Origin of the sequence: Pseudomonas paraeruginosa (assembly GCF_003025345.2) — a bacterium.
Classification (GTDB): domain Bacteria; phylum Pseudomonadota; class Gammaproteobacteria; order Pseudomonadales; family Pseudomonadaceae; genus Pseudomonas; species Pseudomonas paraeruginosa.
On record NZ_CP020560.1, the window covers coordinates 126,206 to 145,014 of the forward strand.

Annotated in this window: 20 protein-coding genes and 1 pseudogene; 18 read left to right on the plus strand and 3 right to left on the minus strand. The window is 67.0% G+C overall.

The window, feature by feature from the left end; translation table 11 throughout:
• Positions 1-346 precede the first annotated feature (346 nt).
• Both B7D75_RS00560 and B7D75_RS00565 read left to right on the plus strand, forming a co-directional pair.
• Positions 347-1,075: a carbonic anhydrase gene (locus B7D75_RS00560; RefSeq protein WP_034081058.1), complete on the plus strand. Its 729-nt coding sequence runs from the start codon at positions 347-349 to the stop codon at positions 1,073-1,075.
• A gap of 209 nt (positions 1,076-1,284) precedes the next feature.
• Positions 1,285-2,856, plus strand: coding sequence for a SulP family inorganic anion transporter (locus B7D75_RS00565; RefSeq protein WP_043099753.1), 1,572 nt, complete (start codon positions 1,285-1,287; stop codon positions 2,854-2,856).
• On the opposite strand, the gene B7D75_RS00570 is transcribed toward B7D75_RS00565, so the two are convergent.
• The gene (locus tag B7D75_RS00570) at positions 2,843-3,481 is read right to left on the minus strand and encodes a hypothetical protein (protein ID WP_011979153.1); all 639 of its coding nucleotides are present in this window, start codon (positions 3,479-3,481) and stop codon (positions 2,843-2,845) included. The two genes, B7D75_RS00565 and B7D75_RS00570, sit on opposite strands and share 14 nt — an antisense overlap.
• Positions 3,482-3,852: 371 nt before the next feature.
• On the opposite strand from B7D75_RS00570, the pseudogene coxB reads away from it, so the two are divergent.
• From coxB to B7D75_RS00595, 4 genes and pseudogenes are all read left to right on the plus strand, one after another.
• A pseudogene (coxB, locus tag B7D75_RS00580) lies at positions 3,853-4,976 on the plus strand (cytochrome c oxidase subunit II).
• A gap of 9 nt (positions 4,977-4,985) precedes the next feature.
• Positions 4,986-6,578, plus strand: coding sequence for a cytochrome c oxidase subunit I (gene ctaD, locus B7D75_RS00585; protein WP_003157690.1), 1,593 nt, complete (start codon positions 4,986-4,988; stop codon positions 6,576-6,578).
• A gap of 10 nt (positions 6,579-6,588) precedes the next feature.
• Positions 6,589-7,143: a cytochrome c oxidase assembly protein gene (locus B7D75_RS00590; protein WP_003157691.1), complete on the plus strand. Its 555-nt coding sequence runs from the start codon at positions 6,589-6,591 to the stop codon at positions 7,141-7,143.
• A gap of 10 nt (positions 7,144-7,153) precedes the next feature.
• A complete protein-coding gene (locus tag B7D75_RS00595; RefSeq protein WP_107113639.1) occupies positions 7,154-8,041 on the plus strand; it encodes a cytochrome c oxidase subunit 3 in 888 nt (295 codons plus the stop codon).
• Between the two features lie 15 nt (positions 8,042-8,056).
• On the opposite strand, the gene B7D75_RS00600 is transcribed toward B7D75_RS00595, so the two are convergent.
• Positions 8,057-8,266, minus strand: a complete 210-nt coding sequence (locus B7D75_RS00600; protein WP_011979156.1) for a twin transmembrane helix small protein — start codon at positions 8,264-8,266, stop codon at positions 8,057-8,059.
• 15 nt (positions 8,267-8,281) lie between these two features.
• Here B7D75_RS00600 and B7D75_RS00605 point away from each other — a divergent pair, with 15 nt between their 5' ends.
• The 5 genes from B7D75_RS00605 (at position 8,282) to senC (ending at position 12,368) form a co-directional block, all read left to right on the plus strand.
• Positions 8,282-9,076: an SURF1 family protein gene (locus tag B7D75_RS00605; protein ID WP_074197355.1), complete on the plus strand. Its 795-nt coding sequence runs from the start codon at positions 8,282-8,284 to the stop codon at positions 9,074-9,076.
• Positions 9,051-9,629, plus strand: coding sequence for a hypothetical protein (locus tag B7D75_RS00610; RefSeq protein ID WP_034081053.1), 579 nt, complete (start codon positions 9,051-9,053; stop codon positions 9,627-9,629). Before B7D75_RS00605 ends, B7D75_RS00610 begins: the two co-directional genes overlap by 26 nt.
• Positions 9,630-9,693: 64 nt before the next feature.
• A complete protein-coding gene (locus B7D75_RS00615) occupies positions 9,694-10,767 on the plus strand; it encodes a COX15/CtaA family protein (protein ID WP_043099749.1) in 1,074 nt (357 codons plus the stop codon).
• Between the two features lie 25 nt (positions 10,768-10,792).
• Positions 10,793-11,707 (plus strand): heme o synthase, encoded by a 915-nt coding sequence (cyoE, locus tag B7D75_RS00620; protein WP_011979160.1) that lies wholly within the window; start codon positions 10,793-10,795, stop codon positions 11,705-11,707.
• 25 nt (positions 11,708-11,732) lie between these two features.
• Positions 11,733-12,368: a cytochrome c oxidase copper chaperone SenC gene (gene senC, locus B7D75_RS00625; RefSeq protein ID WP_034081050.1), complete on the plus strand. Its 636-nt coding sequence runs from the start codon at positions 11,733-11,735 to the stop codon at positions 12,366-12,368.
• A gap of 31 nt (positions 12,369-12,399) precedes the next feature.
• On the opposite strand, the gene B7D75_RS00630 is transcribed toward senC, so the two are convergent.
• Entirely contained in the window at positions 12,400-12,852 is a 453-nt protein-coding gene (locus B7D75_RS00630) for a GNAT family N-acetyltransferase (protein WP_003156078.1), read from the minus strand.
• Positions 12,853-12,983: 131 nt separating this feature from the next.
• Between B7D75_RS00630 and B7D75_RS00635 the strand changes: the two genes are divergently transcribed.
• The 7 genes from B7D75_RS00635 to B7D75_RS00665 all read left to right on the plus strand — a co-directional run bounded on the left by B7D75_RS00635 (position 12,984) and on the right by B7D75_RS00665 (position 18,771).
• Positions 12,984-13,457: a winged helix-turn-helix transcriptional regulator gene (locus B7D75_RS00635; protein WP_043099747.1), complete on the plus strand. Its 474-nt coding sequence runs from the start codon at positions 12,984-12,986 to the stop codon at positions 13,455-13,457.
• Positions 13,458-13,806: 349 nt separating this feature from the next.
• The gene (locus B7D75_RS00640; RefSeq protein WP_053816476.1) at positions 13,807-14,535 is read left to right on the plus strand and encodes an SDR family oxidoreductase; all 729 of its coding nucleotides are present in this window, start codon (positions 13,807-13,809) and stop codon (positions 14,533-14,535) included.
• 24 nt (positions 14,536-14,559) lie between these two features.
• On the plus strand, positions 14,560-15,147 hold the full coding sequence (locus B7D75_RS00645) for a 2-hydroxychromene-2-carboxylate isomerase (RefSeq protein ID WP_107113640.1): 588 nt from the start codon (positions 14,560-14,562) through the stop codon (positions 15,145-15,147).
• Positions 15,148-15,377: 230 nt separating this feature from the next.
• Positions 15,378-16,727 (plus strand): C4-dicarboxylate transporter DctA, encoded by a 1,350-nt coding sequence (locus tag B7D75_RS00650; protein ID WP_023443219.1) that lies wholly within the window; start codon positions 15,378-15,380, stop codon positions 16,725-16,727.
• A 47-nt stretch (positions 16,728-16,774) separates the two neighbouring features.
• Positions 16,775-17,461 (plus strand): FadR/GntR family transcriptional regulator, encoded by a 687-nt coding sequence (locus B7D75_RS00655; RefSeq protein ID WP_011979163.1) that lies wholly within the window; start codon positions 16,775-16,777, stop codon positions 17,459-17,461.
• 100 nt (positions 17,462-17,561) lie between these two features.
• Positions 17,562-18,296: a GntR family transcriptional regulator gene (locus B7D75_RS00660; protein WP_058145532.1), complete on the plus strand. Its 735-nt coding sequence runs from the start codon at positions 17,562-17,564 to the stop codon at positions 18,294-18,296.
• A gap of 175 nt (positions 18,297-18,471) precedes the next feature.
• Complete coding sequence (locus B7D75_RS00665) at positions 18,472-18,771, plus strand: aegerolysin family protein (protein ID WP_234420743.1); 300 nt, start codon at positions 18,472-18,474, stop codon at positions 18,769-18,771.
• Positions 18,772-18,809 lie beyond the last annotated feature (38 nt).

Consider the following 18,809-nt stretch of genomic DNA (forward strand, 5'->3'; position numbering starts at 1 on the left):
CGGGTGCTATCCGCTCGCACCGGCTTTTCCCATTCGACGATTTTCCCCGCACGAAGCCTGCCGGTTGACTGAAACCTTTCACCTCTTATGCGGGATGAATGGGAATGCCACTCGTTTGCCATGATAGCCTGCCGATATCGTCTGGAAATATCGTGAAAAAAGCTTACAAAGTGCGAGATAGAGGCTTCTTTTAATTTATGGTTAAGCTTCTGGCATTAGCGTTGAGTACCGGAAGTGACCGAACGGTCACGAAGGTTGCTCTGCGTTTGTTGTGCCTTTTTCCTATGGGGAAAGCGTCGGCAGACGTGGGAAAATTCAATCGATCCACTCATCGAGGTTCTGAACCATGCCAGACCGTATGCGGGGCGTTAAGACCGATTCACCGGAACAGGAAAGCGCGGACGACGCGCTGAAACGGATCGTCGATGGGTTCCAGCACTTCCGCCGGGAGGTCTTCCCGGAGCAGCAGGAACTGTTCAAGAAGCTCGCCAAGAGCCAGCGGCCGCGGGCCATGTTCATCACCTGCGCGGACTCGCGCATCGTCCCCGAACTGATCACCCAGAGTTCCCCCGGCGACCTGTTCGTCACCCGCAACGTCGGCAACGTGGTGCCGCCCTACGGGCAGATGAACGGCGGCGTCTCCACCGCCATCGAGTACGCCGTGCTGGCGCTGGGCGTGCACCACATCATCGTCTGCGGCCACTCCGATTGCGGCGCGATGCGCGCGGTGCTCGACCCGCAGACGCTGGAGCGCATGCCGACGGTCAAGGCCTGGCTGCGCCATGCCGAAGTGGCGCGCACGGTGGTGGCGGACAACTGCGACTGCGGCGCCAACCACGACACCCTCGGGGTGCTCACCGAAGAGAACGTGGTGGCGCAGCTCGACCACCTGCGCACGCACCCCTCGGTGGCCTCGCGCCTGGCCAGCGGGCAGCTGTTCATCCATGGCTGGGTGTACGACATCGAGAGCGCGCAGATCCGCGCCTATGACGCCAAGCAGGGCCGCTTCCTGCCGCTCGACGGCGAACACCCGGTGCCGATGGCCACGCCCGCGCCGCGCTACCTGAACCAATGACAGCGGCGGCCGTGCGGGCCGCCGGATAACAACAGCGTTTTCGCGTCACCTTTCGCCGTTCCTGCCATGGACGACCTCTGGGAAGCCCCGTTCCGGGGCTGAACGGGTCGCTATTACAAGAAAAACACACTGCGCACACACAACCGGTGCCGGGTCCGCCCCGGCGTCGCTCCCTCGTCGTGGAAAAAAATTCGCAGGAGAACTGTGCCATGCATGTTTCAAAGGTGTTTCCGTCCCTCCGGGACACGTTGCCACGGGACCTGATGGCCTCCGTGGTGGTGTTCCTCGTCGCCCTGCCGCTGTGCATGGGCATCGCCATCGCCTCCGGGATGCCGCCGGCCAAGGGCCTGCTCACCGGCATCGTCGGTGGCCTGGTGGTCGGCTTCCTGGCCGGCTCGCCGCTACAGGTCAGCGGCCCGGCGGCCGGCCTCGCGGTGCTGGTCTTCGAACTGGTGCGTACCTACGGGGTGGCCATGCTCGGGCCGATCCTGCTGCTCGCCGGCGCCATCCAGCTGCTCGCCGGGCGGCTGCGCCTGGGCTGCTGGTTCCGGGTGACCTCGCCGGCGGTGGTATACGGGATGCTCGCCGGCATCGGCATCCTCATCGTCCTTTCGCAACTGCACGTGATGCTCGATCTGGCGCCCAAGGCCTCCGGCCTCGACAACCTGCTGGCATTCCCCCAGGCGGCGTTCGCCGCGCTCGGTTCGCTGGGCATGGACAGCGGCCTCGACGCGGCGCTGCTCGGGCTGGGCACCATCGCCGTGATGTGGGGCTGGGACAAGCTGCGTCCGCAACGCCTGCGCTTCCTACCCGGCGCGCTGCTCGGCGTGAGCCTGGCGACCCTGGCCAGCCTCTGGCTGGCGCTGGACGTGCGGCGGGTCGAGGTACCGGCCAACCTCGGCGAGGCCATCGACTGGCTACGCCCGGCCGACCTGCTGGCCCTGGCCGATCCCTCCCTGCTGCTGGCGGCGGTGGTGGTGGCCTTCATCGCCAGTGCGGAGACCCTGCTCTCGGCGGCGGCGGTGGATCGCCTGCACGACGGCCCGCGCTCGGACATGGACCGCGAGCTGTCCGCCCAGGGCGTCGGCAACATGCTCTGCGGCCTGCTCGGCGCGCTGCCGATGACCGGGGTGATCGTGCGCAGCTCGGCCAACGTCAACGCCGGCGCGCGGACCCGCGCCTCGGCGATCTTCCATGGCCTCTGGCTGCTGGCCTTCGTCCTCCTGCTCGGCAGCCTGCTGCGGCAGATCCCGGTGGCGAGCCTGGCCGGGGTGCTGGTCTACACCGGGATCAAGCTGGTCGACTTCAAGGCCCTGGGCAACCTCGGTCGCTACGGACGGATGCCGATGCTGGTGTATGCCGCCACCGCCCTGGCGATCGTCTTCACCGACCTGCTGACCGGCGTGCTGGTGGGCTTCGCCCTGACCCTGCTGAAGCTGGTGCTGAAGGCCGCGCGGCTGAAGATCGTCCTGCGCTACACCGGCGAGCACGAGGCCGAGCTGCGCCTGAGCGGCGCCGCGACCTTCCTCAAGGTGCCGGCGCTGTCGCGGATGCTCGACCAGGTGAAGCCGGGCACCACCCTGCACGTGCCGATGGACAACCTCAGCTACGTCGATCACGCCTGCATGGAGCTGCTCGAGGACTGGGGGCGGATGGCGCCGGTGCAGGGTTCGCGCCTGGTGATCGAGCCGCGCGCGCTGAAACGGCGCCTGGAGGGTCGCCTGCGCAGCAACGCCGGGCTGGGCGGCGCGCGCAGCGGCGGAGCGGTCAGCCCAGGCTGAGTTCCACGCCGAGCTGCCTGGACAGGCACGGCCACTGCTGCCAGGCGGCGACCACCCGCGGGTTCTTCAGGTTCTCGCGGTAGGCGCGGGCCGACTCGGCGTCGAAGGTATCGGCGTCGAGCATGTGCTCCAGCGCGTGGCGGACGGCCTCATCGAGCTGGTTGGCGAAGGGCTCGCCGATCAGCTGGTGGGCCACCAGGTTGGCCACGGTGGTGTCCAGCGGGATCAGCGCCTGACCGAAATGGGCGATGTAGCGGTCGTTCACTTCCTCCACCAGGCGGTGCGCCAGGTAGGCCTCGTCGAGCAGCGCGTCGAGGCCGTCGTGGCCGGCCAGCAGCGCCGGCGGGGTGAGGAAGAACTGTTCGGCGACCTTCAGCACCGGCTTGATCCGGTCCTCTATGCCGGCCTCGCGGGCCACGCTGTTGGCGGCGTCGAGCAGGTCCGGTACCTGTTCGACATAGGCGTGGACGAAGCGGGTGAGGATGTCTTCCGTGTTCTCTCCTTGCGGCCGGATGGTGCGGTGCAGGTGGGGCAGGCGGCTGGCTATCAGATCAGCCAGGTAACCGTGGCGGGCTTCGCTGAGGTGCGCCTGCTGGATGAGCTCGCGGAGGGCGGCGGTGTTCATGGGTTCTCCCATACAACGGGGATGGTGAGGAAGAGGTGAAACATAGCCGGCGGCGCGCGCCGGCTAAGACGCGATTGTCATAATCGTCCGATGGTTATGCGAGGATGATATATCAGGCGGCCACTATTCGCCTGCAAAGCCACGCCGCCCGCGGCTTTTAGAGAATAATCGGCACTTTCCAGCGACGTTTTTACGCTGCGTTGTTATGTCGCAGCCGCTGTCTATACTCCCACTCGAATGCTGAACCTGATGAACCCGGCCTGCCTTGCTGTGTGCCGAGGTGAGACGGTCAAAGTTCGCTGTCTTGGCGGTCCACCCCTTGGCCGTTGGCGTCTGCCGGCGGGATAAAAACAACGATAAGGGGAACCCGAATGCTGCGACATCCACGAGTCTGGATGGGCTTCCTTTTGCTCTCGGCGATCAGCCAGGCGAACGCCGCCTGGACGGTCAACATGGCCCCGGGCGCTACCGAGGTGAGTCGGTCCGTCTTCGACCTGCACATGACCATCTTCTGGATCTGCGTGGTGATCGGCGTGCTGGTCTTCGGCGCGATGTTCTGGTCGATGATCGTCCACCGCCGCTCCACCGGCCAGCAGCCGGCGCACTTCCACGAGAGCACCACGGTGGAGATTCTCTGGACGGTGGTGCCGTTCGTGATCCTGGTGGTGATGGCGGTGCCCGCCACCCGCACCCTGATCCACATCTACGACACCTCCGAGCCGGAGCTGGACGTGCAGGTCACCGGCTATCAGTGGAAGTGGCAGTACAAGTACCTGGGCCAGGATGTGGAGTACTTCAGCAACCTGGCCACCCCGCAGGAGCAGATCCGCAACCAGCAGGCGAAGGACGAGCACTACCTGCTGGAAGTGGACGAGCCGCTGGTGCTGCCGGTGGGCACCAAGGTGCGCTTCCTGATCACCTCCAGCGACGTGATCCATTCCTGGTGGGTGCCGGCCTTCGCGGTCAAGCGCGACGCCATCCCCGGCTTCGTCAACGAGGCCTGGACCAAGGTCGACGAGCCCGGCATCTACCGTGGCCAGTGCGCCGAGCTGTGCGGCAAGGACCACGGCTTCATGCCGATTGTGGTCGACGTCAAGCCCAAGGCCGAGTTCGACCAGTGGCTGGCCAAGCGCAAGGAAGAGGCGGCCAAGGTCAAGGAACTGACCAGCAAGGAGTGGACCAAGGAAGAACTGGTCGCCCGCGGCGACAAGGTCTACCACACCATCTGCGCCGCCTGTCACCAGGCCGAGGGCCAGGGCATGCCGCCGATGTTCCCGGCGCTGAAGGGCTCCAAGGTGGTCACCGGGCCGAAGGAACATCACCTGGAAGTGGTCTTCAATGGCGTGGCCGGCACCGCCATGGCGGCCTTCGGCAAGCAGCTCAACGAGGTCGACCTGGCAGCGGTGATCACCTACGAGCGCAACGCCTGGGGCAACGACGACGGCGACATGGTCACCCCAAAGACGTCGTCGCCTACAAGCAGAAACAACAATAGGAGACCGCCATGAGTGCTGTGATCGATACGCCCGACCACCATGCCGGCGACCACCACCACGGGCCGGCCAAGGGCCTGATGCGCTGGGTGCTGACCACCAACCACAAGGACATCGGCACCCTCTACCTGTGGTTCAGCTTCATGATGTTCCTGCTCGGCGGCTCGATGGCCATGGTGATCCGCGCCGAGCTGTTCCAGCCCGGGCTGCAGATCGTCGAGCCGGCGTTCTTCAACCAGATGACCACCATGCACGGCCTGATCATGGTCTTCGGCGCGGTGATGCCGGCCTTCGTCGGCCTGGCCAACTGGATGATCCCGCTGATGATCGGCGCGCCGGACATGGCCCTGCCACGGATGAACAACTTCAGCTTCTGGCTGCTCCCGGCGGCCTTCGGCCTGCTGGTCAGCACCCTGTTCATGCCCGGCGGCGGCCCCAACTTCGGCTGGACCTTCTACGCGCCGCTGTCGACCACCTTCGCCCCGCACAGCGTGACCTTCTTCATCTTCGCCATCCACCTGGCCGGGATCAGCTCGATCATGGGCGCGATCAACGTGATCGCCACCATCCTCAACCTGCGCGCGCCGGGCATGACCCTGATGAAGATGCCGCTGTTCGTCTGGACCTGGCTGATCACCGCGTTCCTGCTGATCGCGGTGATGCCGGTGCTGGCCGGGGTGGTGACCATGATGCTGATGGACATCCATTTCGGCACCAGCTTCTTCAGCGCCGCCGGCGGCGGCGACCCGGTGCTGTTCCAGCACGTGTTCTGGTTCTTCGGCCACCCCGAGGTGTACATCATGATCCTGCCCGCGTTCGGCGCGGTCAGCGCGATCATCCCGACCTTCGCGCGCAAGCCGCTGTTCGGCTACACCTCGATGGTCTACGCCACCGCCAGCATCGCCTTCCTCTCCTTCGTTGTCTGGGCGCACCACATGTTCGTGGTCGGCATCCCGGTCACCGGCGAGCTGTTCTTCATGTACGCCACCATGCTGATCGCCGTGCCCACCGGGGTGAAGGTGTTCAACTGGGTGACCACCATGTGGGAGGGCTCGCTGACCTTCGAGACACCGATGCTGTTCGCCGTGGCCTTCGTCATCCTGTTCACCATCGGCGGCTTCTCCGGCCTGATGCTGGCGATCGCCCCGGCGGACTTCCAGTACCACGACACCTACTTCGTGGTCGCCCACTTCCACTACGTGCTGGTGCCCGGGGCGATCTTCGGCATCTTCGCCTCGGCCTACTACTGGCTGCCGAAGTGGACCGGCCACATGTACGACGAGACCCTCGGCAAGCTGCACTTCTGGATGAGCTTCGTCGGCATGAACCTGGCGTTCTTCCCGATGCACTTCGTCGGCCTCGCCGGCATGCCGCGACGGATCCCGGACTACAACCTGCAGTTCGCCGACTTCAACATGGTCTCGTCGATCGGCGCCTTCATGTTCGGCACCACCCAGCTGCTGTTCCTGTTCATCGTCATCAAGTGCATCCGCAGCGGCAAGCCGGCCCCGGCCAAGCCCTGGGATGGCGCCGAGGGCCTGGAGTGGAGCATTCCCTCGCCGGCGCCCTACCACACCTTCAGCACCCCGCCCGAGGTCAAGTGAGGAGCGTGCCATGAGCGATGCCAAGGTCGATACCCGCCGCCTGGTCGGCCGCCTGTTGCTGGTGACCGTGCTGATGTTCGCCTTCGGCTTCGCCCTGGTGCCGATCTACGACGTGATGTGCCGGGCCCTGGGGATCAATGGCAAGACCGCCGGCAGCGCCTACAGCGGCGAGCAGCAGGTGGACGTGGGGCGCGAGGTGAAGGTGCAGTTCATGACCTCGAACAATATCGACATGGTCTGGGAGTTCCGCTCCGCCGGCGACCAACTGGTGGTGCACCCCGGCGCGGTGAACCAGATGGTGTTCTACGCGCGCAACCCGAGCGACAAGCCGATGACCGCCCAGGCCATCCCGAGCATCGCTCCGGCCGAGGCCGCCGCCTACTTCCACAAGACCGAATGCTTCTGTTTCACCCAGCAGGTGCTGCAACCCGGCGAGAGCATCGAGATGCCGGTGCGCTTCATCGTCGACCGCGATCTGCCCAAGGATGTGCGGCACGTGACGCTGGCCTACACCCTCTTCGATATCACTGCGCGCAATCCGCCCGTACCGGTTGCGGGACGATAGGGAGAACGACATGGCAAGCCACGAACACTATTACGTCCCCGCCCAGAGCAAGTGGCCGATCATCGCCAGCATCGGCCTGCTGGTGACGGTGTTCGGCCTGGGTACCTGGTTCAACGACCTCACCGCCGGGCACGAGGAATCCCACGGCCCGTGGATCTTCTTCGTCGGCGGGCTGATCATCGCCTACATGCTGTTCGGCTGGTTCGGCAACGTCATCCGCGAAAGCCGCGCCGGGCTCTACAGCGCGCAGATGGACCGCTCGTTCCGCTGGGGCATGAGCTGGTTCATCTTCTCCGAGGTGATGTTCTTCGCCGCCTTCTTCGGCGCGCTTTTCTATGTCCGCCACTTCGCCGGTCCCTGGCTCGGCGGCGAGGGTGCCAAGGGCGTGGCGCACATGCTCTGGCCGAACTTCCAGTACAGCTGGCCGCTGCTGCAGACCCCGGACCCGAAGCTGTTCCCGCCGCCGAGCGCGGTGATCGAACCGTGGAAGCTGCCGCTGATCAACACCATCCTGCTGGTCACCTCCAGCTTCACCGTGACCTTCGCCCACCACGCCCTGAAGAAGAACAGGCGCGGCCCGCTCAAGGCCTGGCTGGCGCTGACCGTGCTGCTGGGGATCGCCTTCCTGGTCCTGCAGGCCGAGGAATACGTGCACGCCTACAACGAGCTGGGCCTGACCCTCGGTGCCGGCATCTACGGCTCGACCTTCTTCATGCTCACCGGCTTCCACGGCGCCCACGTGACCCTCGGCGCGCTGATCCTCGGCATCATGCTGATCCGCATCCTGCGCGGTCACTTCGATGCCGAGCACCATTTCGGCTTCGAGGCCGCCAGCTGGTACTGGCATTTCGTCGACGTGGTCTGGATCGGCCTGTTCATCTTCGTCTACGTGATCTGACCGCCACCGGAGGAATCAGAAATGCCAGGGCGCGTGGCTGTTCAGCTCGCCGCTGTAGAAGCCCCAGGCGATCAGCGCCAGGGTCGCCGCGGCGAGCACCACGCGCACGGTCAGCGAGTTGACCACGCGGGAACCATGACCCTGGTCGCGGACCAGGAAGAACAGGCCACTGAACAGGCTCACCAGGGTAGCCAGCAGTAGCAGGACGATCGCCACTTTCAACATGGTGGGACTCCGGCGATGGGGGGATTCATGCAGTATAGCCAGCGCCTCGCGGAGGCCGGACGCAACGACAGACGCAGCATGCGCGGCGCGTTCCGCCCCGGCCTGCTGCCGACCCTGGTGGTCCTCGGCCTGCTGCCGGTGCTGCTCTGGCTGGGTACCTGGCAACTGCAGCGGGCCGACGAGAAGCGCGCCCTGCTGGCCAGCTACGAGGCCCGGCGCGACGCCGATCCGCTGTCGCCCGGGCAGCTAGAGGGCTTGCGCGACCCGGCGTACGTCCGCGTGCGCCTGCACGGCCGCTTCGACGAGCGGCATACGCTGCTGCTGGACAACCGCCTGCGCAACGGCCAGGCCGGGGTGGAGGTGCTGCAACCCTTCTACGACCAGGCCAGCGGCCTCTGGTTGCTGGTCAACCGCGGCTGGGTGCCCTGGAGCGACCGGCGTTCGCCGCCGACGCTGGAAACTCCGGATCGCGTCCTCCTGCTCGACGCCTGGACCTACCTGCCGCCACCCGGCGGCCTGCACCTGGCCGACGCGCCGGCCGTCGGCTGGCCGCGCCTGGTGACCCAACTGGAGATCCCCGCGCTGTGGCGGGACTTCGGTCGCGCCGGGTTGCCCTGGGAGATCCGCCTGGAGCCGGGCGACGCCAGCTTCGACACCGACTGGCCGCTGGTCTCGATGCCGCCGGAGCGGCACACCGGCTACGCCGCGCAGTGGTTCGCCCTGGCGGCGGCCCTGCTCGCCCTCTACCTCTACCTCGGCGTGCGCCGCGCACGGGAGAAAAACCATGAGTCTCGCGATTCCGATGCCTGAACGTCCGCGCCGCGCCCGCGGCCGCCTGCAACTGCTGGCGATCATCGGCCTGGTGGTGGGGCCGATGCTGCTCGCCAGCGCCATGTACAAGTGGAATTTCTGGGTACCGCAGGGGCGCAGCTACAGCGGCGCGCTGATCGGCACCGGCCAGAATCCCGCCGACCTCGGCGTGCAGGGACGCAGCCAGGACGAGCGCTGGCAACTGCTGGTGACCGCGCCGGGCAGCTGCGCCGAGGACTGCCAGCGGCTGGTCTACCTGGCCCGCCAGGTCAATATCGCCCTCGGCCGCGAAGCCTCGCGTGCCGGCCACGCCCTAGCCGCCAGCGGCGAGCTGCCGGCGGACTTCGCCAACCTGGTGAAACTGGACTACCCGCGCCTGCAACGTTACGGCCTGGATCCGGCGCTGTACGACAAGGCCGGCGGCGGTGAGCGGCCGCTGCTGTGGGTGGTCGACCCGCACGGCAACCTGGTGCTGCGCTACGACGCCAAGGCCAACGGCAAGAAGCTGCTGAAGGACGTGCAACTGCTGCTCAAGCTCTCGCATATCGGCTGATCGGAGCGGGCCGGCGTGGCGCCGGTCCGCCGAGGACAGAACCACAAGAAAAAGGGGCCCGCGAATGACAGGCGCAACGCGCAAACCCGGTTTCATCGTCGCCGTGCTGGCGACCCTGCTGGCCGCCGTGGTGGTCCTGCTCGGCGCCTATACCCGGCTGACCCACGCCGGCCTCGGCTGTCCGGACTGGCCAGGCTGCTATGGCTTCGTCCACGTGCCGCTGAGCGAGGCGCAACTGGCCCACGCCGAGCTGCACTTCCCCGACGCCCCGGTGGAGGCGCAGAAGGGCTGGAACGAGATGATCCACCGCTACTTCGCCGGCGCCCTCGGCCTGCTGATCCTCGGCCTGGCGCTGCACGCTCTGGTCCGCCGCGGGCGCGACGGGCAGCCGCTGAAGCTGCCGCTGCTGCTGCTCGCGGTGGTGATCGCCCAGGCCGCCTTCGGCATGTGGACGGTGACCCTCAAGCTCTGGCCGCAGGTGGTCACCGCCCACCTGCTCGGCGGCTTCGCCACCCTGGCGCTGCTGTTCCTCCTCGTCCTGCGCCTGTCCGGGCGTCTCGAGCCGCGCCGCTACCCGGCGGCGACCCGTGGCCTGGCGGGCCTGGCCCTGCTCCTGGTGATCGGCCAGATCGCCCTCGGCGGCTGGGTCAGCAGCAACTACGCGGCGGTGGCCTGCATCGACCTGCCTACCTGCCACGGCGAGTGGTGGCCACGGATGGACTTCGCCAACGGTTTCCACCTGACCCAGCACATCGGCCCCAACTACCTCGGCGGCCAGCTCGACAGCGACGCGCGCACGGCGATCCACATGACCCACCGGGTCGGCGCGCTGTGCGTGACCCTGGTCCTGCTGCTGCTCGCCTGGCGCCTGCAACGCAGCGGCCTGGTCTGGCCGACCGCGCTGATGCTGCTCGGCCTGTCGCTGCAGGTCGGCCTGGGCATCAGCAACGTGCTGCTGCACCTGCCGCTGCCGGTGGCGGTGGCGCACAACGGCGGCGGCGCCCTGCTGCTGCTCAGCCTGGTGCTGGTCAACTACCGCCTGCGCGCGCCGGCCAGCGTCCGCGCGCCGGCACCGTCGCCGTTGCGCGTGCGCCGCACGCTGCCGCCGGCGCAGGGTTCGCGGCTGAAGGCCGCCTGACAGACAGAAGGATGGAGGTAAGGATATGGCCACCGTCATCGATCGCCACAGCCAGCCGACCTGGCGCGACTTCCTCGAACTGACCAAGCCCAAGGTCGTGGTGCTGATGCTGATCACCTCGCTGATCGGCATGCTGCTCGCCACCAAGGCACCGCTGGATGGCTTCGTGCCCTGGCAGGTGCTGATCTTCGGCAACCTCGGCATCGGCCTCTGCGCCGGCGCGGCGGCGGCGGTCAACCATGTGGTGGACCGCCGCATCGACTCGATCATGGCGCGCACCCACAAGCGCCCGCTGGCCGAGGGCCGGGTGTCGCCGAGCATGGCGCTGGGCTTCGCGCTGCTCCTGGCGCTGGCCGGGATGGCGGTGCTGCTGGCCTTCACCAACCCGCTGACGGCCTGGCTGACCCTCGCCTCGCTGCTCGGCTACGCGGCGCTCTACACCGGCTTCCTGAAGCGCGCCACGCCGCAGAACATCGTCATCGGCGGGCTCGCCGGAGCGGCGCCGCCACTGCTCGGCTGGGTCGCCATCACCGGCCACCTGAGCGCCGAGCCGCTGCTGCTGGTGCTGATCATCTTCGCCTGGACTCCGCCGCACTTCTGGGCGCTGTGCATCCATCGCAAGGACGAGTACGCCAAGGCCGACATCCCGATGCTGCCGGTGACCCACGGCGAGCGCTACACCAAGCTGCACATCCTGCTCTACACCCTGGTGCTGTTCGCGGTGAGCCTGATGCCGTTCGTCATCCACATGAGCGGGCTGGTCTACCTGCTCTGCGCCCTGGCCCTGGGCGCACGCTTCCTCGACTGGGCCTGGGCGCTCTACTGTGACAGCCGGCCACATGCGGCGATAAGGACCTTCAAGTACTCTATCGTCTACCTGTTCCTGCTGTTCATGGCGCTGCTGGTGGACCACTATCTGCCGCTGAAGCTGCTTCTCTGATCCCACTCTAGAGCCTTGCCCACCCATGACTCGAGTCAACAAGACCGCCCTCGTCCTCGCCGCCCTGGTCGCCCTGGTCCTCGGCCTCACCGTGCACAAGGTGCTCACCGCCCAGCGCCAGGCCGACCCCACGGTACTGCTCGACGCCGGCATCGTGATCCTGCCGCAGACGCGCAAGGTGCCGGCGCTGGAGTTCACCAACCAGGACGGCCAGACGGTCGGCACCGACAGCCTCAAGGGGCGCTGGCACCTGCTGTTCTTCGGCTACACCTTCTGCCCCGACGTCTGCCCGACCACCCTCGCCCAGCTCCGCGAACTGCAGGGCAAGCTGCCGCAGGGCGTGCGCGACGACCTGCAGGTGGTCTTCGTCAGCGTCGACCCGAACCGCGACACGCCGCAACAGATCAAGCAATACCTGGGTTACTTCAATGCCGGCTTCCAGGGCCTCACCGGTACCCCGGAGAACATCCAGAAGCTGGCCAACGCCTTGAGCATCCCCTACATCCCCGCCGACACCAGCAAGCCCAACTACACCGTCGACCACAGCGGCAACCTGGTGATCATCGGCCCGGACGGCGAGCAGCACGGCTTCATCCGCGCGCCGCTGAACAACGCCAAGCTGGAAGCCCAGCTGCCCGGCGTGCTCAAGCCGCAGGCCTGACCCTCCCCGCCCCGTCCAGGGGCGACCCGCCTCAGGCGCGGCGCATGCCGATATGCGGGATGTCGTCTTCCAGGTAGACCTCGGTGACCGGGACGAAGCCGTAGCGGCCATAGTAGGCCTGCAGGTGGGCCTGGGCCGAGAGGTACACCGGGGTGTCCAGCCAGAGCCGCTCCGCCGCCTGCAGCGCGCGTTCCATCAACTGGTGGCCGAGCCCCTGGCCGCGCGCGGCCGAGGAGCTGACCACCCGGCCGATCACCACCTGGCCCTCATGGCGAACCGGGTCGAGCAGGCGCAGGTAGGCCAGCAACTGGCCGTCGCGCCAGGCCATCAGGTGATGGGTGTCGCCGACCAGGTCGAGGCCGTCGACCTCCTGGTAGGGACATTTCTGTTCCACCACGAAGACCTCGGTGCGCAATTGCAGCAGCGCGTAGAGCTCCTTCAGGGTGAGGTCGGCGTGGTGCTTGCAGGTCCAGTCGAGCGACATGGTCGGGATTCCGGAGCAGAGGACAGGAACGCGGTTATGCCATGGGCGGCGGGCCGCTGGAAAGGCGTGGCGGGTCGGTTTCGTTTCAGAACCCACGCGGCTATCCTGTGGCGAACGGCTGGAGGTGTCTCATGCGTTGGGAAGAACTGAGCGAACAACCCTGTTCGCTGGCGCGGGTACTGGCGATCGTCGGCGATCGCTGGACCCTGCTGGTATTGCGCGACTGCTTCCTGGGCATTCGCCGTTTCGACGACTTCGAGCGCAGTCTCGGCGTGACCCGTCACGTCCTCGCCGACCGCCTCAAGCGCCTGGTGGAGGCGGAGATCCTGGCCAAGTCGCCCTACCAGGAGAAGCCGCTGCGCGAGGAATATCGCCTGACCGAGAAAGGGATGGAGCTCTATCCGACGATCCTCTCCCTGGTGAACTGGGGCGACCGCCACCTCGCCGGCGTCGAGGGCCCGCCGCTGGAGCACGTGCACAAGCAGTGCGGCCAGCACATGCATGGGGTGCTGGTCTGTTCCGAATGCGGCGAGCCATTGCATGCGCGGGACGTGACGGTGCGCGAGGGGCTGTTCTGGCGTGGACGCCTGTTACGGCGGGGTTGACCGATACACCGTTTGCCTGGGGTAGCCTGCCATCGCCCCGGGTTGCCCCACGCGGTTTCCTCTGCTTTCAGGGAAAGGATCGAGGCTGCGCCGGCCATTCGGCAACTGGCGTTTCCTGGCCGGTCCGGTGAATCGGCGGATAACGCCGTTGGCGCCGCCCTACTGGGGTGAAGCGCCATCGTTCCAAGCCCCTCCGCACGGCCCCACTTCCCTTCAAGGCCGGGAAGAGCAAACCAATCGCAGCGCAGGCGCAGAGCCCCCACTCTCGGTAGTTGACAAGTTCCTTTAAAGAACCAACTATCCCTCAATATAAGTTCTAAAAAAGAACTATAAGAGGGAGGCCTGTGCAATGACCCAACGCAAAGCGGTTCTGGTAATGGGCGCCGGCGACGCCACCGGTGGCGCCATCGCCCGGCGGTTCGCCCGCGAGGGCTACGTGGCCTGCGTCGCCCGGCGCAACGCGGAGAAGCTGGAGCCGCTGGTGCAGGCCATCCGCGACCAAGGCGGCGAGGCCCTGGCCTGCGCTTGCGACGCGCGCCAGGAGCAGCAGGTGATCGATCTCTTCGCCCGCATCGAGCGCGAGGTCGGGCCGCTGGAGGCGGTGATCTTCAACGTCGGCGCCAACGTCTGGTTCCCGATCACCGAAACCACCGAACGGGTCTACCGCAAGGTCTGGGAAATGGCCGCCTTCGGCGGCTTCCTTACCGGCCGCGAGGCGGCGCGGGTGATGCTGCCGCGACAGCGTGGGACGATCATCTTCACCGGCGCCACCGCCTCGCTGCGCGGCCGCGCGCACTTCGCCGCGTTCTCCGGCGCCAAGTTCGCCCTGCGCGCCCTGGCCCAGAGCATGGCGCGCGAGCTGGGGCCCAAGGGCATCCACGTCGCCCATCCGATCATCGACGGCGCCATCGACACCGACTTCATCCGCGAAACCCTGCCCGAGCTGTACAAGCGCAAGGAGCAGGACGGCATCCTCGATCCCGAGCACATCGCCGAGACCTACTGGCAGATCCATTGCCAGCCACGCGATTGCTGGGTGCACGAGCTGGACCTGCGCCCCTGGACGGAAACCTTCTGATCCCCGCCACGGAAAGAGCCACGCATGAACAAACAGATCGAGTTCTTCTTCGACGTCGGCAGCCCCACCACCTACCTGGCCTGGACCCAACTGCCACGCATCGCCGCCGAACGCGGCGCGACCATCGCCTGGCGGCCGATGCTGCTGGGCGGCGTGTTCAAGGCCACCGGCAACCATTCGCCGATCGAGGTGCCGGCCAAGGGGCGCTATACCCTCCACGACCTGGCGCGCCATGCGCAACGCTACGGCGTGCCGCTGGTCTTCAACCCGGCCTTCCCGATCAATACCCTGACGCTGATGCGCGGCGCCCAGGGCTATCTCGGCGGCGAAGGCTTCCATCCCTACCTGAAGGCGGTGTTCGAAGCGCTGTGGGTGCGCCAGCGGGACCTCGGCAAGCCCGAGGTGGTCGCCCAGGTGCTGGCGGAGGCCGGGTTCGACCCGGATGAGTTCCTCCGCCTGGTCGGCGACGAACAGGTCAAGGCGGGGCTCAAGGCGACCACCGAAGAGGCGGTGCGGCGCGGCGTGTTCGGCGCGCCAAGCTTCTTCGTCGGCGACCGGCTGTTCTTCGGCCAGGACCGCCTGGATTTCGTCGCCGAGGCGCTCGCCGACTGACTGTCCTTCTCCCGCGGCGAACCGCTCTGGCTCGCCGCGTTGCGCCCCTCCAGGCGCTCTCCCCGCGGCTGTGGCCCGTGCTCCTCGCGGCTGCCAGCCATTCGTCGCGCTCGCCGTGGGTGGCTTGTCAGGCCGGCTTCTTTGCGTATAGGCTGAACTGGTCAGACCGGTAATACCACAATAAAAATGCCTTCATCGCCCGCCTCCGCGAGGCCCGATGGAAGCGCCGAATGGAGACTCCTGCGATGTTCATCAAGCGCTGTTCCCGCTCGATATTCCTGCAAGTCGTGATTGGCCTGGTGATAGGCGTCCTGTGCGGAGTCGGCATTCCCGACCTGGCCGTGCAGATGAAGCCGCTGGGCGACGGATTCATCAAGCTGATCAAGATGCTCATCGCACTGATCGTCTTCTGCGTGGTGGTCAACGGCATTTCCGGCGCCGGCGACCTGAAGAAGGTCGGCCGCATCGGCCTGAAGTCGGTGATCTACTTCGAGATCCTCACCACCATCGCCCTGGTCCTCGGCCTGGTGGTGGCCTACAGCCTGGGCCTGGGTAGCGGCGCCAACATCCATCTCAACGAGCTGCCCGCCGGCGACATCGCCTTGTACACCGGGCGCACCCAGGAAATCCACGGCCCGGTGGCGTTCCTCATGGGCCTGATCCCGACCTCGGTGTTCAGCGCCTTCGCCGAGAACGACATCCTCCAGGTCCTGCTGTTCTCCGTGCTGTTCGGCAGCGCCCTGAACCTGGTCGGCGAGCAGGCCAGCGGGGTGGCCCGCTTGATCAACGAATTCAGCCATATCGTGTTCCGCATCATGGGCATGATCGTGCGCCTGGCGCCGCTCGGCGTGTTCGGCGCGGTGGCTTTCACCACCGCCCGCTACGGCGTCGACTCGCTCAGCCACCTGGGCGCGCTGGTGCTGGTGTTCTACGCCACCTGCCTGGTCTTCGTCATGGCCGTGCTCGGCAGCGTGCTGCGCCTTTCCGGGGTGCGCATGCTGCCGTTCCTGCGCTACTTCCGCGAGGAACTGCTGATCGTGATGGGCACCGCTTCCTCCGACGCGGTGCTGCCGCAGGTGATGCGCAAGCTCGAGCACATGGGTATCCGCAGTTCCACGGTGGGCCTGGTGATTCCCACCGGCTACTCGTTCAACCTCGACGGTTTCTCGATCTACCTGACCCTGGCGGTGGTATTCATCGCCCACGTCACCGGCACGCCGCTGGCGATGACCGACCTGCTCACCATCCTGCTGGTGTCGCTGGTGACCTCCAAGGGCGCCCATGGCATTCCCGGCTCGGCCCTGGTGATCCTCGCCGCGACCCTCACCGCGGTGCCGGCGATCCCGGTGGCCGGGCTGGTGCTGGTGCTCTCGGTGGACTGGTTCATGGGCATCGGCCGCGCGCTGACCAACCTGATCGGCAATTGCGTGGCCACGGTGACCATCGCCCGCTGGGAAAACGACATCGACCTGCCGCGCGCCCAGGCCATACTCGACGGGCGCCTGGAGGCGCCGGCCAGGACCGGCGGTGAGCCGCTCGAGCGCGGCGTGGTGGCCGGCGAAGGCAAGCTGCAGGGCTGAGGCCGCGGCATGATGGGAAGTCAGATTCGCACGTAAAGGGAGGCGACATGTTTTCTTCGTCCAAGCTGGTCAACGCGGTCGCCCAGCGCCTGCTCGACACCATCGAGCAGGGCCGCTGGGTCGCCGGCCAGATGCTGCCCGGCCAGCGCGAGCTGGCGGAGCAGATGGAAATCAGCCGGCCGAGCCTGCGCGAGGCGATCATGGTCCTGGAGACCCTCGGCGTGGTCCGTTCGATGCCGGGCAAGGGCGTGATGGTCCTCGAGCGCAGCGAGCCGCTGCGCGAGGTCGCGGCACCCGGCGAGGCCACCATGGAGGACGTCCTGCAACTGCGCTACGCGCTGGAGCCGTTCATCGTCGGCATCGTCGCGCAGAGCGCCGGCGCCGCCGAGATCAGCGAGCTGCGGCTGTTGCTGCTGGACCTGCGCGAGGCGGTCGAGGACGGCGCCGCGCAGGCCGTGGTGGAGGCCTACACGGCCTTCCACCGGCGCCTGGTCAAGCTGACCTCGAACCCGATCTTCCTCAGCGTATCCGAGCAGATCGGCAGCGCCCTGGAGCGCAGCGACAACCTGGTGCGGCGGCAGCCGGAATATGCCGAGGAGATCCTCCAGGAGCACGAGGCGATCCTCCGCGCGATCCGCCAGCATGACAGCGAGCGGGCGAGCCAGGCGATGCGCCAGCACATCCTCAACGAAGGCGCGCGGCTGAACATCGACCTGCGCCTGCCGCAGGGCTGAGCGCCCGCGCCACGTCTCCAACCTGGTTCCGCCGCGGTGGCCGGACGGTTCTCGTCCGGGGCCTGCGACGGCCCACAAGCATGACTCGACAGGTGTGATCATGGTCGGATTCGAAGCACGTACCCCGCAGGGCGCCGCGCTGCGCCCCACCAGCCATTTCGTCTACGAAAGCATCTACACGGCGATCCTGGAAAAGCGCCTGGCGCCGGCCGCCAAGCTGAGCAAGGAAACCCTCGGACAGATCTTCCGGGTCAGCAACGGCACCATCCAGCGCGCCCTCACCCGCCTCGCCGAGGACGGCGCGGTGGTGATGGCGCCGAAGGAGGTCGCCAGTGTCGCCCGCCCGGACGAGCGCCAGGCGCGGCAGGTGCTGGAGGCGCGCCTGTTGGTGGAGAGCGAGGTGCTGCGCCAGCTGCGCAAGGGGGTGGACGCGACCACCCTGGCCGAGCTGCGGGCGCTGGTCGACGAGGAACAGGCCTGTCTCGAGGCGCGCGACAGCGCCGGGGTGATCCGGCTCGCCGGGCGCTTCCACCTGCGCCTCGCCGAATGCACCGAGAATCCGCTGCTGCTTGGCTTCGTTCGCGGCCTGGTGGCGCGTGCCTCGCTGGACATCGCGTTGAACAAGGGCGCGGTCTACAGTGTCGAGGCCTGCGTCGCGCAGCGTGGCCTGCTCGATGCACTGGAGGCCGGCGACAGCGTGGCGGCCACCGAGCTGATGGACGAGTACCTGCGCGGCCTGTTCGCCCGCATGCGCTTCCTGCCACCGCCCACCACCGACCTGCGCAAGGCGTTCGGCATGAGCGCCCGTCGGCAGGACAAGCGCCAGGAGGCCTGATTCCCACCCTCCTCCGCCTACCATATCTGGCAGGCGGGGGTGGCTGTTCGCCATCCCGTGGTTAAACAGATCGGGGGCACCGTGCTGGTCGGCGTAGCCAAGGGTCCGTTGCGAGCGCCCGGTCCTGTCCGTATGTCTGCAGGAACCTGTGAGCGCATGGTCAATGGAGATCGACATGGCATACGCAGAATGGATCGCAGTGAAGGTCGTTGTATCCAACTCCATCGGTACGGCGGGCATCCGCAACGCCACCCTGCAATGGGGCATGTTCTGCCGCTGCTCGAACAGGGACGACGAAATCTCGGCCGAGAAAGACAGCAGCATGAACGTGCAGGCCGGCAGCCCGCAGTGGATCGCTTCCTGCGGACGGGAGAACGCCGCGTCCGGTACCCGGGGCTGCTTCGACTGCCACGACGGCAACACCAGGATGGGTACCTTCAGCTGGGATGATCCCCGGAAATCCGGCGCCACTTAAACCCGGCACTTCACGCCGGCGTCGCAGAACTACGCCGG

What these genes read in the sequence shown, in the direction of transcription:
- B7D75_RS00605 (WP_074197355.1), top strand. Translation starts at nt 8,282, where the DNA reads ATGGGGGGATTCATGCAGTATAGCCAGCGCCTCGCGGAGGCCGGACGC.
- B7D75_RS00665 (WP_234420743.1), top strand. Translation starts at nt 18,472, where the DNA reads ATGGCATACGCAGAATGGATCGCAGTGAAGGTCGTTGTATCCAACTCC.
- cyoE (WP_011979160.1), top strand. Translation starts at nt 10,793, where the DNA reads ATGGCCACCGTCATCGATCGCCACAGCCAGCCGACCTGGCGCGACTTC.
- B7D75_RS00650 (WP_023443219.1), top strand. Translation starts at nt 15,378, where the DNA reads ATGGAGACTCCTGCGATGTTCATCAAGCGCTGTTCCCGCTCGATATTC.
- B7D75_RS00630 (WP_003156078.1), bottom strand. Translation starts at nt 12,852, where the DNA reads ATGTCGCTCGACTGGACCTGCAAGCACCACGCCGACCTCACCCTGAAG.
- senC (WP_034081050.1), top strand. Translation starts at nt 11,733, where the DNA reads ATGACTCGAGTCAACAAGACCGCCCTCGTCCTCGCCGCCCTGGTCGCC.
- B7D75_RS00570 (WP_011979153.1), bottom strand. Translation starts at nt 3,481, where the DNA reads ATGAACACCGCCGCCCTCCGCGAGCTCATCCAGCAGGCGCACCTCAGC.
- B7D75_RS00595 (WP_107113639.1), top strand. Translation starts at nt 7,154, where the DNA reads ATGGCAAGCCACGAACACTATTACGTCCCCGCCCAGAGCAAGTGGCCG.
- ctaD (WP_003157690.1), top strand. Translation starts at nt 4,986, where the DNA reads ATGAGTGCTGTGATCGATACGCCCGACCACCATGCCGGCGACCACCAC.
- B7D75_RS00565 (WP_043099753.1), top strand. Translation starts at nt 1,285, where the DNA reads ATGCATGTTTCAAAGGTGTTTCCGTCCCTCCGGGACACGTTGCCACGG.
- B7D75_RS00660 (WP_058145532.1), top strand. Translation starts at nt 17,562, where the DNA reads ATGGTCGGATTCGAAGCACGTACCCCGCAGGGCGCCGCGCTGCGCCCC.
- B7D75_RS00600 (WP_011979156.1), bottom strand. Translation starts at nt 8,266, where the DNA reads ATGTTGAAAGTGGCGATCGTCCTGCTACTGCTGGCTACCCTGGTGAGC.
- B7D75_RS00635 (WP_043099747.1), top strand. Translation starts at nt 12,984, where the DNA reads ATGCGTTGGGAAGAACTGAGCGAACAACCCTGTTCGCTGGCGCGGGTA.
- B7D75_RS00655 (WP_011979163.1), top strand. Translation starts at nt 16,775, where the DNA reads ATGTTTTCTTCGTCCAAGCTGGTCAACGCGGTCGCCCAGCGCCTGCTC.
- B7D75_RS00610 (WP_034081053.1), top strand. Translation starts at nt 9,051, where the DNA reads ATGAGTCTCGCGATTCCGATGCCTGAACGTCCGCGCCGCGCCCGCGGC.
- B7D75_RS00645 (WP_107113640.1), top strand. Translation starts at nt 14,560, where the DNA reads ATGAACAAACAGATCGAGTTCTTCTTCGACGTCGGCAGCCCCACCACC.
- B7D75_RS00640 (WP_053816476.1), top strand. Translation starts at nt 13,807, where the DNA reads ATGACCCAACGCAAAGCGGTTCTGGTAATGGGCGCCGGCGACGCCACC.
- B7D75_RS00615 (WP_043099749.1), top strand. Translation starts at nt 9,694, where the DNA reads ATGACAGGCGCAACGCGCAAACCCGGTTTCATCGTCGCCGTGCTGGCG.
- B7D75_RS00590 (WP_003157691.1), top strand. Translation starts at nt 6,589, where the DNA reads ATGAGCGATGCCAAGGTCGATACCCGCCGCCTGGTCGGCCGCCTGTTG.
- B7D75_RS00560 (WP_034081058.1), top strand. Translation starts at nt 347, where the DNA reads ATGCCAGACCGTATGCGGGGCGTTAAGACCGATTCACCGGAACAGGAA.